The sequence below is a fragment of the Duganella rhizosphaerae genome (assembly GCF_040364205.1).
In the GTDB taxonomy this organism is placed as follows: domain Bacteria; phylum Pseudomonadota; class Gammaproteobacteria; order Burkholderiales; family Burkholderiaceae_D; genus Rugamonas; species Rugamonas rhizosphaerae.
The window spans coordinates 65,884-80,164 of sequence record NZ_BPWK01000015.1 but is presented as its reverse complement, the minus strand read 5'-3'; the positions used below and the strand labels follow the sequence as shown (position 1 = coordinate 80,164).

Below are 14,281 nucleotides of genomic sequence, written 5' to 3'. Positions count from 1 at the left end.
GAGTATGTCATGAGCAAATTTCCCATTTCTACCGGATCGAATTCCCGGCCAAAAGAAGGCGTCGTCGCCGAAACCGTGGCGCTGGCTACCAACACGTTTGCGCCGCTGGCGCATGCAATGACCACGCAAAGACTGGTGCAAAAAGACGCCACCCACCTGGTCAACAACGGCGCCATGACCATGGCGCTGGTGACGAAGCTCTGGAATCCCACCGTCTGGAGCGAGTGGACGCAGTTGCAGGCGGCCATAGCGCAGCGCCTGTACGACCAGAACCAGGACTGGCACAAGGGTTGTGCGATTCTGGTCGAGGATTATGGCCAGCTAAAGCAGGCCAACACCATGTCCAAGCTGCTGGAAAAACAGGGCAATCTGGTCTCGCAATCGGCCGCGCTGCTGACCAGCCAGACCACGAATTTCGTGGCGCTGCTGGAGAATATCGACGTTGATTTCGGCTACTGGATGAGCCAGAAAATACAGGATCAGCCAGCCAGATAGTTGTTCTTCACGCGCACATAGTGCTCGGCCGAGTACTTCAGGTAGGCGATCTCCTCGGCGGTGAGCGCCCTCACCTTCTGCGCCGGGCGGCCAACGTACAGGTGGCCGCTCTCCAACACCTTGCCGGGCGAGACCAGGCTGCCGGCGCCGACCATCACGCGGTCCTGCACGACCACGTCGTCCATGATGATGGAGCCCATGCCGATCAGGCACTCGTTGCCGATGGTGCAGCCGTGCAGCAGCACCGAATGGCCGATGGTGACGTAGTCGCCGATGACCAGCGGCGAGCCGTCCGGCTTGGCGGCGTTCTTGTGCGAGACGTGGCCCATGGCGAAATCCTGCACATTGCTGCAGGCGCCGATGACGATGCGGTTGACGTCGCCGCGCAGCACGGTGTTGCACCAGACCGAGCTGTCGCGGCCGATGCGCACGTCGCCGATCACTTGCGCCGAGGCGTGCAGATAGATGTCCTCGCCGAGGACGGGGCTGGTGTTCAGATAGTTCGATACTGGCATGGCGTCAGGCGACATAAGTGCTGTCGCCGTGCGGCGCAGCGTGGAAGGCAGGCAATGCTTCGGCCTGGCGCGAGAATTCAACTTGCAGCGGATAGCGCGACGCATCGACCACTTCCGGCAGCATCTGCTGCATGAAGTGCCAGGTCACGGCGGTCATCACGCCGGCGTGGTCCATCTGCGCCACCGACAGCGGATGCGCGCGCAACTCGGCTTCCAGCGCATCGAACGCCGCCAGCATCTGCACCGTCACGCGTTCGGCCCACGGCTGATGCACGGTCGGGCGCACCATGCGTTCATACACCAGCTGCACGCCCTTGTCGCAGGCGGCCAGCGCCAGGCCCAGCACGCGCAGCGAGCGCAGCAGCTCGGTCGGCATCGACGGCGTCAAACGGCTGGCCGGCATGGCCAGCGCTTCCGCGTATTGCACGATCAGCGTCGAATCCATCAGCACGGTGCCGTCGTCGGCCACCAGGGTCGGCGCCTTGACCACCGGATTGAGCTGGCGGAATTGTTCGAAGGTGCTGAACACCGACAGCGACTGGTGCTCGAAGCGCACGCCCATCAACTGCAAGGTCACCGCCACGCGGCGGACATAGGGGGAATCGAGCATGCCGATTAATTTCATCTTTTTCTCCAAAAGTTAAGCCAGCGCCCACTCGGCGGCCTTGCGCGCGTGGATGGCGGTGGTGTCGAACAGCGGCACGTCGGCGTCCGCCTGCGCGACCAGCAGCGAGATTTCGGTGCAACCCAGGATGATAGCCTGCGCGCCCTGCGCCACCAAGCCGGCGATGATGCGGCGGTACTCGTCGCGCGAGGCGTCGACGATGCGGCCCAGGCACAGCTCTTCGTAGATGACGCGGTGGACGATGTCGCGGTCGTGCTGGTCCGGCACGATCACGTCGAGGCCGTGGCGCTCGCGCAGGCGGTCCTTGTAGAACGCCTGCTCCATCGTGAAGCGGGTGCCCAGCAGGCCGACCTTGCCGTAGCCGGCGTGCTTGATTTCGGTGGCGGTGGGGTCGGCGATATGGAACAGCGGAATGTCCACCGCCGCCTCGATGGCGTGCGCCACCTTGTGCATGGTGTTGGTGCACAGCACCAGGAAATCGGCGCCGGCGGCGCGCAGCGAGCGGGCGGCATCGGCCAGCAAGGCGCCGGCCGCGTCCCAGTCGCCGGCGTGCTGCAAGCGCTCGACTTCATGGAAGTCCACGCTGTACAGCACCACCTTGGCCGAATGCAGCCCGCCCAGATGCTGCTTGACCGTCTGGTTGACCTGACGGTAGTAAGGCACCGTCGATTCCCAGCTCATGCCGCCTATCAGTCCGATTGTTTTCAACTGCGCTCCTTCCAGAAATCCGGCCGTGCGATCCGCTGCCGCTGGACGCAAGCATACACGGCGCTGCGCTTTTGCGCTGCGGACGCGGGCGCTTCAGGCTTCCGGACGGGCGTAGCTGACGGTCAGGATTTCCCACTGGTGGCCGCCGGGCTCGCTCCAGTAAACGATGCTGCCACCGTTGTAGCTGCCGACCTGGTAATCCATATCGGCACGCACCGAGCTACGGTAGGGAATGCCGGCGGCCTGGATGCGGCCGAGGATGGCGTCGAACTCGGCCTGCTCCACGCGGAAGCAGTAGTGCTGCAGCGGGATGGGTTCCGGCCACTGGTCGAAGTCGATGGTCAGGCCATCGTTGACGAACACCGGCGCGAACGGACCGACGCCGGTGGGCGACCACGGCACGTCCAGCAATTCCGCCAGCTGCTTTGCCGCCGCGAGCTTGTCGCGCACCGGCACCAACAAATGATCAAGATGGATTGTCATATGCACCTCCACCGCCATTCTAAAACAGCACGGCGGCGGCAGGCGCGAAGTAGTCAGGACTGCCGGATCGACGCCTGCTGCGGCGCGGCGTGTTGGCGTGGGCGATAGTTCGGCGCCAGCAGCTTGTATTGCTGGCGGCGCTTGAATTCCGCGTCGCGCTGCTGCCAGGTCGGACCGTTGGCTGGCGGCGCCGGCAGCACAGTCGGCTCGCCGTTCAATTTCAACTCGGCGATGGGCGCGTCGCCGGCATCGTCCTTGTTGTCGGTGTAGTGGATGCGCCCTTGGGCGTCGGCCCATTTGTAGATTTGTGCGTGGCCGCTCGCGCAGGCGCACAGCAAAGTGATGGTCAGTAACGTTCGGGACATGGAGGATTGTTCTCATGAAGAATCGACCAGCGGATTGTACGAAAAATTTCCAAGTGGAAATCTATTGAAATGTCACCACTATTGCAATAACACCACCGCGCCGCGCACGATCGAATGCACCACCGCCATCACATCCCAGTTGGTGAGGCGGATGCAGCCGTGCGACTGGGTCTTGCCGATCTTGCCCGGCTCGGGCGTGCCGTGGATGCCGTAGTGTTCCTTGCTCAGCTCTATCCACGCCAGCCCCACTGGATTGTTGGGGCCGGCCGCGATGCGAGCCCTGGCGTCACCGGCCTTGGCGTCCCAGAACAGCTTGGGGTTGTAGCGGTATTCGGGATTGATGGCGACGCCGCGCACCTGCCAGCGGCCTTCGGGCAGCGGATCGTGCTTGCTGCCGGTGCTGGCGGGAAACTGCGCGAACGGCATGCCGCCGGCGTCGAGCAGGGTCAGCGTGCCTTCGCGCGCATCGACCAGGATGGAACTGGCTTTGGGCAGCGGCCTGGCGGCGGCCACGTTGGGCACCGTCAGCTGGGTGCCGGCGCGGGTCAGCGACTTGCCGGGATTGAGGCGGCGCAGCAAGTCAGGGCTGCAATGGAAGCGCTCGCCCAGCGCCTCGGCCAGGCTGGCGTAACCCAGCGCGGGCAGCTTGGCCTTGGCCATCATGCCGGCCGGGACCGGCGTGTAGGGACCGGCGACGTCCTGCGCGGTGATGGTGTAGGTGTCGAGCACCGGCGCCTGGTCGCGCTCCAGCTCGGCCCAGGTGGCGGCATCGACCACGCCGGTCAGCGGCAACTGGTGCAGCTTCTGGAAGCCGCGTATGGCCTGGCGCATATTGCTGCCGTAGGCGCCGTCCATTTCGCCGGATGAAAAGTGGGCGCGGTCCAGCAGCACCTGCGCCCGCAACACCTGATCGCCTTGGGCGTGCGGCCCGATGGTTGCCGCGTTGGCGATGCCGGCCACCGCCAGCGCTACTGCAAAAAATAAGACTCTCAAACCAGAACTCGTGTGACGATGCGGGCGCCTATTCTAGCTTAAGCCTGCCCGTCGTAACGGTTCACAAGACGGGCGATTTATTGATCACGGCTTCAATGCGATGACCGTCCGGGTCGACCAGGAAGGCGGCGTAGTAATGGTCGCCGTAGTCGGGGCGCGGCCCGGGGGCGCCGTTGTCTTGGCCGCCAATGCGCAGCGCGTCGGCATGGAAGGCGTCCACGGCGGCGCGGCTCGGCGCGGCGAAGGCCATGTGGAAGCCGGCGCCCGGCGCAGTGGCGTCGTCACGCAATTTCAGGCACAACAGGTCCTTGTCGTCTTCCAGGCCATAGCCGATGGCGTCATCGTCTTCGAACACGCGGCGAAAGCCCAGCGCGCCCAAGGCGGCGTCATAGAAGGCGCCGGCGAGCGCGAGGTCGCGCACGCCGAAAGAAATGTGATGCAGCATATTAGGAGTCCAATTGTTGTGCGACTTCCCAGCTGTGGCCAGCAGGGTCGACGAAGTTAGCGGTACGCATGCCCCAAGGGCGGTTGACGGGGCCGGCCAGCACGGTCACGCCGCGCTGTTGCAGATGCGCGCAGACCGCATCCACATCCGGCACCCAGATACTGATCTGGAAACGCGAACCGGCGGCGCGCGGCGCCACCACGCCCGGCTCGATGATCACCGGCGCGCTGCCTACATGCAGCAGGTTGATGATCAGGTTGTCGAACTTGAGCGCGGCCGAGACCGCATCCTCATACACCACCGGCACGCCGAACACGTCCAGATAAAATTCTTTCGCCGCCGTCACGTCTTCGACGAACAGGCTGATCGCGCTGAGGTGGTTCAAAGGGGATGTCATCGGCCTACTCCTGTTTGCGGTATTTTTGCATCACGTCGCCGAGGCGGCCGCGGTGCGAGTCCAGCCAGCTCCACAGCGCTTCGACTTGCTCGCGATGGGCGCGATAGTAGTTGGCGTTGAAGGCCAGCCACAGCCTCGTGTTGATCAGCGGCTGCGGCAGCTGCACCACCACGCCGCGATAGCGCTTCAACGTGGCGGCCAGGTGCTCGGGCTTGACCAGGTTGACCACCACGCCGTCCACCCGGCCCAGCTTGAGCTTCTCGATGTTGCGCTCCAGGTCGCGGGCGCCGTCGTCCAGCGTCAGGCCCGATTCGCGCAGGCGGGCGTTGTAGCCCAGGCCTTGCGCCGAACCCAGCACCTTGCCGCGAAAGTAGTCGTTGGGATTGGTGGCGGCCGGGATCTTGTCCTTGGCGCGCACCAGCACCACCAGCGTGTTGTGCAGCGCGCGGTTGCGATCGACATTGCCGTCCTTGTCGCGCGGCAGCGCGATCTCGGCCGCGTAGCTCGGTTGTTCACCGAGCGGCGTCATGTCGATGTCGCCCGCTTCCAGCGCCACCCGCAGCCGCGCCACCGGCAGGCGCACCAGCGTCGGCAGGCAATTGAAGCCCGAGCCCATCACCGCGTTGCGGATCAGGTCGACCGCCGCGCCCGGCGGTTCAGGCACTTGCTCGCCCTCGCCCATCCAGTACGGCGGACGGTTCTGGTCCATATAGCCGACCCGCAGCGGCGTGCAGACGCCTGCGCCGTGCGCAAGGGGGACAAGCGTGGCCAACATCAGCAATATGCCAGCACGGATCGTCATGGATGACTCAGTTTTCGGGAGGTTTGGGCGCCAGCGGCGGCGGCGCTGCGGCCTGGCCTTTGCCGACGATCTGGATGAAGATTTCGTTTTGCTTGATCATGCTGAGCTCGTAGCGAGCACGCTCCTCCACTGCGCCGGTGCCGTCCTTGAGGTCGCGCACTTCGGAGTCGAGCTTGGCGTTGCGGGCGATCAGTTCCGTGTTTTTCTTGTGGGCGCTGTCGACCTGGGCCTCGAAGTCCTTCACACGCAGCCAGCCCCCCTTCCCCAGCCAGAGCGGGTACTGTATCAACAGCAGCAGGGCTGCCAGTGCGAGGGTGATCAGACGCATGGAATCGACAGCGGCCGGAGGTTGTCCGGCCGCGCTTGCTTAATTACTTCAGATTATAGAACGCGTCGCGGCCCGGGTAGGAAGCGATATCGCCCAGATCTTCTTCGATACGCAGCAGCTGGTTGTACTTGGCCATGCGGTCCGAACGCGACATCGAGCCGGTCTTGATCTGCAGGGCGTTCATGCCAACGGCGATATCGGCGATGGTCGAATCTTCGGTTTCGCCCGAACGGTGCGAGATCACGGCGGTGTAGCCGGCGCGCTTGGCCATTTCGATGGCGGCGAAGGTTTCGGTCAGGGTGCCGATCTGGTTGATCTTGATCAGGATCGAGTTGGCGATGCCCTTCTGGATGCCTTCTTTCAGGATCTTGGTGTTGGTGACGTACAGGTCGTCGCCCACCAGCTGGATTTTCTTGCCCAGTTCCTTGGTCAGGATCGCCCAGCCGTCCCAGTCGCCTTCGTGCATCGCGTCTTCGATCGAGATGATCGGGTACTTGTCGCACCAGGTCGCCAGCAGGTTGGTGAACTCGGTGGAGGTCAGGCTCAGGCCTTCGCCTTCCAGCTCGTACTTGCCGTCCTTGTAGAACTCGGAAGCCGCGCAGTCCAGGCCGATGGCGATCTGGGTGCCCGGCTCGTAGCCGGCTTCTTCGATCGCCTGGATGATCAGCTTGATCGCTTCTTCATGGTTGGCCAGCGATGGCGCGAAACCGCCTTCGTCGCCCACCGAGGTGCTCAGACCCTTCTTGTGCAGGATCTTTTTCAGCGTGTGGAACACTTCGGCGCCGTAGCGGACCGCTTCCTTGAACGACGGAGCGCCGACCGGAATGATCATGAATTCCTGGATGTCCAGGTTGTTGTCGGCGTGCGCGCCGCCGTTGATGACGTTCATCATCGGCACCGGCAGTTGCATCGCGCCCGAACCGCCGAAGTAGCGGTACAGCGGCAGGCCGGCTTCTTCAGCGGCGGCCTTGGCCACCGCCATCGACACGGCCAGCATGGCGTTGGCGCCCAGGCGTGCCTTGTTCTCGGTGCCGTCCAGGTCGATCAGGGTGCGGTCCAGGAAGGCTTGCTCATTGGCGTCCAGGCCCATGATGGCTTCCGAGATTTCGGTGTTGATGTTTTCGCAGGCTTGCAGCACGCCCTTGCCGAAATAGCGCTTCGGATCGCCGTCGCGCAGTTCGATCGCTTCGCGCGAACCGGTCGATGCACCCGACGGTACGGCGGCGCGGCCCATGACGCCCGATTCCAGCAGCACGTCGCACTCGACGGTAGGATTGCCGCGCGAGTCAATGATTTCACGTCCGATGATGTCAACAATAGCACTCATGTCATTCTCCAAAGTTAGGCGATGCGAAGTCGCTACGCGTTCTGATGCGCGTTGCGGACGAAATAACGGGAATTGTACCCGGCGTAGGCGAGCCGATCATACGAAAACTCGTACGCCAGGTATGTTGCATTAGTTGAAGCTGTTTTCCAGGAAGCCAGCTTTCTTGGTGATGCGGTCCAGCTCGATCAGAGTCGACAGCAACTCCTTCATGCGACCCAGCGGCACGGCGTTCGGGCCGTCCGACAGGGCTTCTGCAGGGTTGGGATGGGTTTCCATGAAGACGCCGGCCACGCCGACCGCCACCGCAGCGCGCGACAGCACCGGCACCATTTCGCGCATGCCGCCCGAAGAAGTACCGTTACCGCCCGGCAGCTGCACCGAGTGGGTCGCATCGAACACCACAGGGCAGTTCGATTCGCGCATGATGGCCAGCGAACGCATGTCCGAGACCAGGTTGTTGTAGCCGAAGGAAGCGCCGCGCTCGCAGGCCATGAAGTTGTCTTCGTTCAGGCCCTTGGCCTTGGCGGCCAGGCGGGCTTTGTCGATGACGTTCTTCATGTCGTGCGGGGCGAGGAACTGGCCCTTCTTGATGTTGACCGGCAGGCCGGACTCGGCGCAGGCGACGATGAAGTCGGTCTGGCGGCAGAGGAAGGCCGGGGTTTGCAGCACGTCGACCACCGAAGCGACTTCGGCGATTTCGTCGATCGAGTGCACGTCGGTCAGCACCGGCACGCCCAGCTCGCGCTTGACGTCGCCCAGGATCTCCAGGCCCTTGTCGCGGCCCGGACCGCGGTACGAGGTACCGGAGGAACGATTGGCCTTGTCGAACGAGGACTTGTAAATGAACGGGATGCCCAGCGCGGCCGTCATTTCCTTCAGCGCGCCGGCGGTGTCGAACGCCATCTGGCGCGATTCGATCACGCAGGTGCCGGCGATCAGGAAGAACGGCTGGTCGAGGCCAACGTCAAATCCGCACAGTTTCATGCTGCATCTCCTTGCAGGGCATCGGTGACAGCGTGCAGGCGGGCGCCGCCGGCGGCCTTGTGGGCCAGTGCTGCCTTGATGTAGGACGTGAACAGCGGATGGCCGTCACGCGGGGTCGATTTGAATTCCGGGTGGTACTGCACGCCCATGTACCACGGGTGGGCGTTTTCGCCGGTACGCGGCAGTTCCATGATTTCGCACAGGTCTTCGGTCGGGGTACGGGCCGCGACCACCAGGCCGGCAGCTTCGACGCGCGGCAGGTAGTGGTTGTTGGCTTCGTAGCGGTGACGGTGACGCTCGGTGACCACCGCGCCGTAGATTTCCGACGCCAGCGTGCCCGGCTTGATGGCGCAGGTTTGCGCGCCCAGGCGCATGGTGCCGCCCATGTCGGAATTCTCGTCGCGTTTCTCGACCTTGCCGTCCTGGCCTTGCCATTCGTCGATCAGGGCGACCACGGGCTGCGAGGTTTCCAGGTCGAACTCGGTCGAGTTGGCGGTGGTCAGGCCGGCCTTGTGGCGGGCGTATTCGATCAGCGCCACCTGCATGCCGAGGCAGATGCCCAGGTAAGGGATCTTGTTTTCACGGGCGAACTGGGCGGCCATGATCTTGCCTTCCACGCCGCGCTTGCCGAAGCCGCCCGGTACCAGGATGGCGTCGTACTTGCCCAGCGCGGCGCAGCCGGTGGTCTCGATCTCTTCCGAGTCGATGTACTCGATGTTGACCTTGGATTCGTTGTGGATGCCGGCGTGGCGCAGCGCTTCGGTCAGCGACTTGTACGACTCGGTCAGTTCCACATACTTGCCGACCATGCCGATCGACACTTCGGTCTTCGGATGTTCCAGCGTGTAGATCAAACGGCTCCAGACCGACAGGTCGGCCGGGGCCGGGTTCAGGTCCAGCGCTTCGCAGATGATCGCGTCCAGGCCCTGGTCGTGCAGCATCTGCGGCACTTTGTAGATGGTGTCGACGTCCCACACGGAAATGACGGCCTGCTCTTCGATGTTCGAGAACAGCGAGATCTTGGCGCGTTCGTCGTCCGGGATGGGACGGTCGGCGCGGCACAGCAGCGCGTTCGGCGAGATGCCGATTTCGCGCAGCTTCTGCACCGAGTGCTGGGTCGGCTTGGTCTTCAGTTCGCCGGCGGAGGCGATGAACGGCACCAGCGTCAGGTGGACGAAGGCGGTGTTCTTGCGGCCAGCGCGCAGGCTCAGCTGACGCGCGGCTTCCAGGAACGGCAGCGATTCGATGTCGCCCACGGTACCGCCGATTTCGCACAGGGCCACGTCGTAGCCTTCGGCGCCGCGACGGATGTAGTCCTGGATTTCGTTGGTGATGTGCGGGATCACCTGCACCGTCTTGCCCAGGTACTCGCCGCGGCGTTCCTTGCGGATCACCGATTCGTAGATCTGGCCGGTGGTGAAGTTGTTCACCTTTTTCATGCGGGTGGAGATGAAGCGCTCGTAGTGGCCGAGGTCGAGGTCGGTTTCGGCCCCGTCGTCGGTGACGAATACTTCACCGTGCTGCATAGGGCTCATCGTGCCAGGATCGACGTTGATATACGGGTCGAGCTTGAGCATGGTGACTTTGAGGCCGCGCGATTCGAGGATCGCGGCGAGAGAGGCGGCGGCAATCCCTTTACCAAGGGAAGACACGACGCCGCCGGTGACGAAGACAAATTTGGTCATTGCAGATGGTGCCGAACGGCACGTGCGGGAAATTGAAATTATACCCTAAAACGTCCGATTCTTCACCTTCCTGCCCGGAAAAATCCGCAACCCGGAGGTAAAGTCCTATGAAGGAAAGTGTAAAAATAGCCAGTTTGCCTATCAGCCAGCACTGTGTTGCACCGTACAGACCGGCACCTTCTTCAAGGCAAAAATGACAACTCATTCAAACAGGGAGGTCATGATGAACTACGAAGAACTCGATGCCTTGGGCATGTATGTCGACCGCGGCCATAAAGGCCCCGGTCCGGAACTGATGGGCGCCGATACCTTGATCGGCAACCACGTCCACAACCTGCAGGACGAACACCTGGGCGAGATCAAGGAAATCATGCTCGACATGCGCACCGGCAACATCGCCTACGCGGTGATGGCGTTCGGCGGCGTGTTCACGCTGGGCGAAAAGCTGTTCGCCGTGCCCTGGGAAGCGCTGACCCTGGACACCGTCAACAAACGCTTCACCTTGAACCTGGACAAGGAACGCATCGAAGAAGCGCCCGGCTTCAATAGCGACCAATGGCCCAATATGGCCAACCAGACCTGGGCCAGCCAGATCCATACCTACTACGGCACCAGCGGCAACCGCAGCGCCGGCCTCCGATAATGTTCGCCGCCATCGTCGTGCTGGGCGGGATCGCCGCGGGGGCCGGTTTGGCCGCCAGCTGGCTGCTGCGCCGCCATCGCCGCCGTCCGCAGCGGCAGGCCGGCGTGCCCGTCATGCTCAGCAGCTGGTCCGGCCGGCACGAATCGACGGTGGCGGTGCATTTACGGCGCGGTCAGCGCTAGCAGAAATCGCGGCTGATGGTCGGCAGCCGTCCCAGCAGATGGGACATGTCGACCAGCCGCTTGGCGACCAGGTGGCGCACCACGCCTTCCTGCTGCCACACGCCATACACCCCAAGCAACGGCGCGCTCAGTACTTCGCGCCGCTGCTGCTCCACCAGCGACGGCCAGATGATGACGTTGACGTTGCCGGTCTCATCCTCGATGGTGATGAACAACACGCCCTTGGCCGTACCGGGACGCTGCCGCACCGTCACCATGCCGCAGGCGCGCGCCAGCATGCCGTTGGTGTAGGTGTTGAGCGTGGACGCCGGCAGGAAGCGGTGCTCCAGCAGCTTGGGACGCAGCAGCGCCAGCGGATGGCGGCCCAGCGTCAGCCCGTGCGAGCGGTAATCGCCCAGTATTTCCTCACCCTCAGTAGGCGGCTTCAGCAACGGGATCTCCTCGTCCGGCGTGGTCGGCCGCAGCAGATCCTTGTCCGGCGTGGCGCCGACCGCCTGCCACAAGGCTTGCCGCCGGTTGCCGGCCAGATGTTGCAGCGCGTTGCCGCCGGCCAGCACTTGCAGGTCGTGGCGGTCCAGGTCGGCCCGGCGCGCCAGGTCGGCCACGCTGGCGAACGGTTGCCGCGCGCGCGCCTGCTCGATGCGCTCGGCCGCTTCGGCGCGCATGCCCTTCAGCAGCGACAGGCCCAGCCGCACCGCCGGCTGGCCGCGCCGGCCCACCCGTTCCTCCAGGGAGGAATCCCAGCCGCTGACGGTGACGTCGATCTCGCGCACCTGCACGCCGTGGCGCCTGGCGTCCTGCACCAGTTGCGACGGGCTGTAGAAGCCCATCGGCTGGCTGTTGAGCAAGGCGCACAGGAAGGCGGCCGGTTCGTGGCACTTGAGCCAGGAGCTGGCATAGGTCAGCAGCGCGAAGCTGGCGGCGTGCGATTCGGGGAAGCCGTATTCGCCGAAACCCTTGATCTGCTCGCAGATCGCCGCCGCGAACGATGCCTCGTAGCCGCGCTCCGTCATGCCGTCCATGATGCGCTGCTGGTATTTGTCGACGCCGCCCTTGCGCTTCCATGCGGCCATCGCGCGCCGCAGCTGGTCGGCCTCGCCTTCGGTGAAACCGGCGGCGATGACGGCGATCTGCATCACCTGCTCCTGGAAGATCGGCACGCCCAGCGTACGGGCCAAGGCCTCCTCCAGGCCGGGCGGGCAATGCACCTTTTCGCGCTCCATGCGCCGCTGCAAATACGGATGCACCATGCCGCCCTGGATCGGTCCCGGCCGTACCAGCGCGACCTCGATCACCAGGTCGTAGAACTTATCCGGCCGCAGGCGCGGTAGCATGCTCATCTGCGCGCGCGATTCGATCTGGAACACGCCGATGGTGTCGGCTTCGCACATCATCGCGTAGGTGGCCTTGTCCTCCTTGGGGATGTCCTGCATCTCGAATTGCTCGCCGCGCTGCTCACCCACCAGCGCCAGCGCGCGCCGCAGCGCCGACAGCATGCCCAGCGCCAGCACGTCCACCTTCATCAGACCCAGCTCCTCCAGGTCGTCCTTGTCCCACTGGATCACGCAGCGCCCCTCCATCGTGGCGGCCTCGATCGGCACCAGCCGCGACAGCTTTTCGTGCGAGATGACAAAGCCGCCGGGATGCTGCGACAGGTGGCGCGGGAAGCCCAGCAAGGCGATCGCCAGCGCCGCCCATTGCTGCGCCAGTTGCGATTCCGGGTCCAGTCCGCACTCGGCCAGCCGGCCCAGCAGGTCGTTGCGGCTGTCGAACCAGTGGTGCGCCTTGGCCACCTTCTCGACGATCGCCAGGTCCACCCCGAGCGCCTTGCCGCTGTCGCGCAGCGCGCTCTTGGGACGGTAGCTGATGACGACAGCCGCCAGCGCGGCCCGGTCCGCCCCGTATTTTTTGTAGATGTACTGGATCACTTCCTCGCGCCGCTGGTGCTCGAAGTCGACGTCGATGTCCGGCGGCTCGTTGCGCTCCTTGGAAATGAAACGCCCGGTCAGCATATTGCTGCGCTCGGGATCGACCTCGGTCACGCCGAGGCAATAGCAGACCACGGAGTTGGCCGCCGATCCCCTGCCCTGGCACAGGATGTTTTGCGAGCGGGCGAAGCGGACGATGTCGTAGACCGTCAGGAAGTACGGCTCGTATTTCAGTTCCGCGATCAGCTCCAGCTCCTTCTCGATCTGCCCGCGCACCTTGTCGGACACGCCGGCCGGAAAGCGCCGCAGCGCGCCGGCATACACTTCCTGCCGCAGATAGCTGGCCGGCGTGTGGCCTGCCGGCACCAGCTCGCGCGGATATTCATAGCGCAGCTGGCTCAGATTAAATTTGCACCGCTGCGCAATGCTCAGCGTTTCCGCCAGCGCCTGCGGCGGATACAGGTTCGCCAGCCGCAGCCGCGAGCGCAGGTGCTGCTCGGCGTTCTGCGCCAGCGCGTAGCCGCACTCGGCCACCGGCTTGCCGACCCGCACCGCGCACAAGGTGTCATGCAGCGGCTTGCGCGAGCGTACGTGCATGCACACATGCCCCAGCGCCGCCACGCGCATGCCGTGCTGTAGCGCCACCTCGTCGATGCTGAGGCGGTGCGCCTCGTCCAGCGCGCGCTGCAACAGGTTCAGGCCCATCCAGCTACGGCCCGGAAACGTCACCTCCATCCACGCCGCCTGCGCATGCAGGCGGTCGACATCGTCCGGCTGGAAGGCCGGGTAATGCGGCAGCAGGATCATCAGACAGCCGGGCAAGCCTTTCAGATGAGCGTAGGCCGGCGGCGGCGCGGCCAGGTCGGCCGGCGTGAGCAGGTAGCTGCCCTTGGCGACCCGGTTGCGCCCTATCGTGATCAGTTCGCAGAGATTGCCGTAGCCCTCGCGATCCTGCGCCAGCGCGATCAGCGACAAGGCCGGGCTGCCGTCGGGATGCTTCAGGTGGAAATGGCTGCCGATCAGCAGCGGCAGGCCGGCCTCCTTGGCCTGGGCGTGAGCGCGCACAACGCCGGCCAGCGAGCATTCGTCGGTGATGGCCAGGGCGGCGTAGTCCAGCTGCACGGCGCGCGCGACCAGCTCCTCGGCGCTGGAGGCGCCTTGCAGGAAGGAGAAATTGGTCAGGCAGAACAGCTCGGCATATGCCGGCAAGCCTTGCGTGGTCGGTGTGGTGATCGGCATCATGATACTGTGTTTTTATACAGTATAATACACCGTACGCCAATTACTACCTGATAGATGAAGCAATAATTGGCTAAAACTATGGCACTACGTAGCATTACGTAGTGCCGACACCACTGTGGCGCGGCAAAACAACA

Annotated in this window: 17 protein-coding genes; 3 read left to right on the top strand and 14 right to left on the bottom strand. The window is 64.1% G+C overall.

Translation table 11 applies throughout. The features are described 5' to 3' along the window. Positions 1 to 9 precede the first annotated feature (9 nt). Positions 10 to 495, top strand: coding sequence for a hypothetical protein (locus RUGAMON1_RS25860; RefSeq protein WP_445233223.1), 486 nt, complete (start codon positions 10 to 12; stop codon positions 493 to 495). Here RUGAMON1_RS25860 and RUGAMON1_RS25855 read toward each other — a convergent pair. The 13 genes from RUGAMON1_RS25855 to pyrG all read right to left on the bottom strand — a co-directional run bounded on the left by RUGAMON1_RS25855 (position 480) and on the right by pyrG (position 10,152). Next, entirely contained in the window at positions 480 to 1,010 is a 531-nt protein-coding gene (locus tag RUGAMON1_RS25855) for a gamma carbonic anhydrase family protein (protein WP_445233327.1), read from the bottom strand. The genes RUGAMON1_RS25860 and RUGAMON1_RS25855 overlap by 16 nt on opposite strands. A 4-nt stretch (positions 1,011 to 1,014) precedes the next feature. Further along, entirely contained in the window at positions 1,015 to 1,635 is a 621-nt protein-coding gene (locus RUGAMON1_RS25850) for a glutathione S-transferase family protein (RefSeq protein WP_445233222.1), read from the bottom strand. A 15-nt stretch (positions 1,636 to 1,650) separates the two neighbouring features. Then, positions 1,651 to 2,343 (bottom strand): aspartate/glutamate racemase family protein, encoded by a 693-nt coding sequence (locus tag RUGAMON1_RS25845; protein WP_445233221.1) that lies wholly within the window; start codon positions 2,341 to 2,343, stop codon positions 1,651 to 1,653. A gap of 93 nt (positions 2,344 to 2,436) precedes the next feature. Then, positions 2,437 to 2,826, bottom strand: a complete 390-nt coding sequence (locus RUGAMON1_RS25840; protein ID WP_445233220.1) for a VOC family protein — start codon at positions 2,824 to 2,826, stop codon at positions 2,437 to 2,439. 53 nt (positions 2,827 to 2,879) lie between these two features. Further along, positions 2,880 to 3,191, bottom strand: coding sequence for a DUF4124 domain-containing protein (locus RUGAMON1_RS25835; RefSeq protein WP_445233219.1), 312 nt, complete (start codon positions 3,189 to 3,191; stop codon positions 2,880 to 2,882). Positions 3,192 to 3,269: 78 nt separating this feature from the next. After that, positions 3,270 to 4,184, bottom strand: coding sequence for a L,D-transpeptidase family protein (locus RUGAMON1_RS25830; protein ID WP_445233218.1), 915 nt, complete (start codon positions 4,182 to 4,184; stop codon positions 3,270 to 3,272). A 61-nt stretch (positions 4,185 to 4,245) separates the two neighbouring features. Beyond that, positions 4,246 to 4,629, bottom strand: coding sequence for a VOC family protein (locus RUGAMON1_RS25825; RefSeq protein WP_445233217.1), 384 nt, complete (start codon positions 4,627 to 4,629; stop codon positions 4,246 to 4,248). A gap of 1 nt (position 4,630) precedes the next feature. Then, the gene (locus RUGAMON1_RS25820) at positions 4,631 to 5,026 is read right to left on the bottom strand and encodes a VOC family protein (RefSeq protein WP_445233216.1); all 396 of its coding nucleotides are present in this window, start codon (positions 5,024 to 5,026) and stop codon (positions 4,631 to 4,633) included. 4 nt (positions 5,027 to 5,030) lie between these two features. Further along, a complete protein-coding gene (locus tag RUGAMON1_RS25815) occupies positions 5,031 to 5,828 on the bottom strand; it encodes a transporter substrate-binding domain-containing protein (RefSeq protein ID WP_445233215.1) in 798 nt (265 codons plus the stop codon). A 7-nt stretch (positions 5,829 to 5,835) separates the two neighbouring features. Beyond that, positions 5,836 to 6,156, bottom strand: a complete 321-nt coding sequence (ftsB, locus tag RUGAMON1_RS25810) for a cell division protein FtsB (protein ID WP_445233214.1) — start codon at positions 6,154 to 6,156, stop codon at positions 5,836 to 5,838. A gap of 43 nt (positions 6,157 to 6,199) precedes the next feature. Then, entirely contained in the window at positions 6,200 to 7,483 is a 1,284-nt protein-coding gene (gene eno, locus RUGAMON1_RS25805) for a phosphopyruvate hydratase (protein ID WP_445233213.1), read from the bottom strand. Between the two features lie 129 nt (positions 7,484 to 7,612). After that, positions 7,613 to 8,467 (bottom strand): 3-deoxy-8-phosphooctulonate synthase, encoded by an 855-nt coding sequence (gene kdsA / locus RUGAMON1_RS25800; RefSeq protein ID WP_445233212.1) that lies wholly within the window; start codon positions 8,465 to 8,467, stop codon positions 7,613 to 7,615. Next, positions 8,464 to 10,152: a CTP synthase gene (gene pyrG, locus RUGAMON1_RS25795; RefSeq protein ID WP_445233211.1), complete on the bottom strand. Its 1,689-nt coding sequence runs from the start codon at positions 10,150 to 10,152 to the stop codon at positions 8,464 to 8,466. The genes kdsA and pyrG overlap by 4 nt, the downstream gene beginning before the upstream one ends. 223 nt (positions 10,153 to 10,375) lie before the next feature. Here pyrG and RUGAMON1_RS25790 point away from each other — a divergent pair, with 223 nt between their 5' ends. Both RUGAMON1_RS25790 and RUGAMON1_RS25785 read left to right on the top strand, forming a co-directional pair. Further along, the gene (locus tag RUGAMON1_RS25790; RefSeq protein ID WP_445233326.1) at positions 10,376 to 10,795 is read left to right on the top strand and encodes a PRC-barrel domain-containing protein; all 420 of its coding nucleotides are present in this window, start codon (positions 10,376 to 10,378) and stop codon (positions 10,793 to 10,795) included. Next, a complete protein-coding gene (locus RUGAMON1_RS25785; protein WP_445233210.1) occupies positions 10,795 to 10,977 on the top strand; it encodes a hypothetical protein in 183 nt (60 codons plus the stop codon). The genes RUGAMON1_RS25790 and RUGAMON1_RS25785 overlap by 1 nt, the downstream gene beginning before the upstream one ends. On the opposite strand, the gene RUGAMON1_RS25780 is transcribed toward RUGAMON1_RS25785, so the two are convergent. Continuing rightward, positions 10,974 to 14,147: an error-prone DNA polymerase gene (locus RUGAMON1_RS25780; RefSeq protein ID WP_445233209.1), complete on the bottom strand. Its 3,174-nt coding sequence runs from the start codon at positions 14,145 to 14,147 to the stop codon at positions 10,974 to 10,976. The genes RUGAMON1_RS25785 and RUGAMON1_RS25780 overlap by 4 nt on opposite strands. Positions 14,148 to 14,281: the final 134 nt, after the last annotated feature.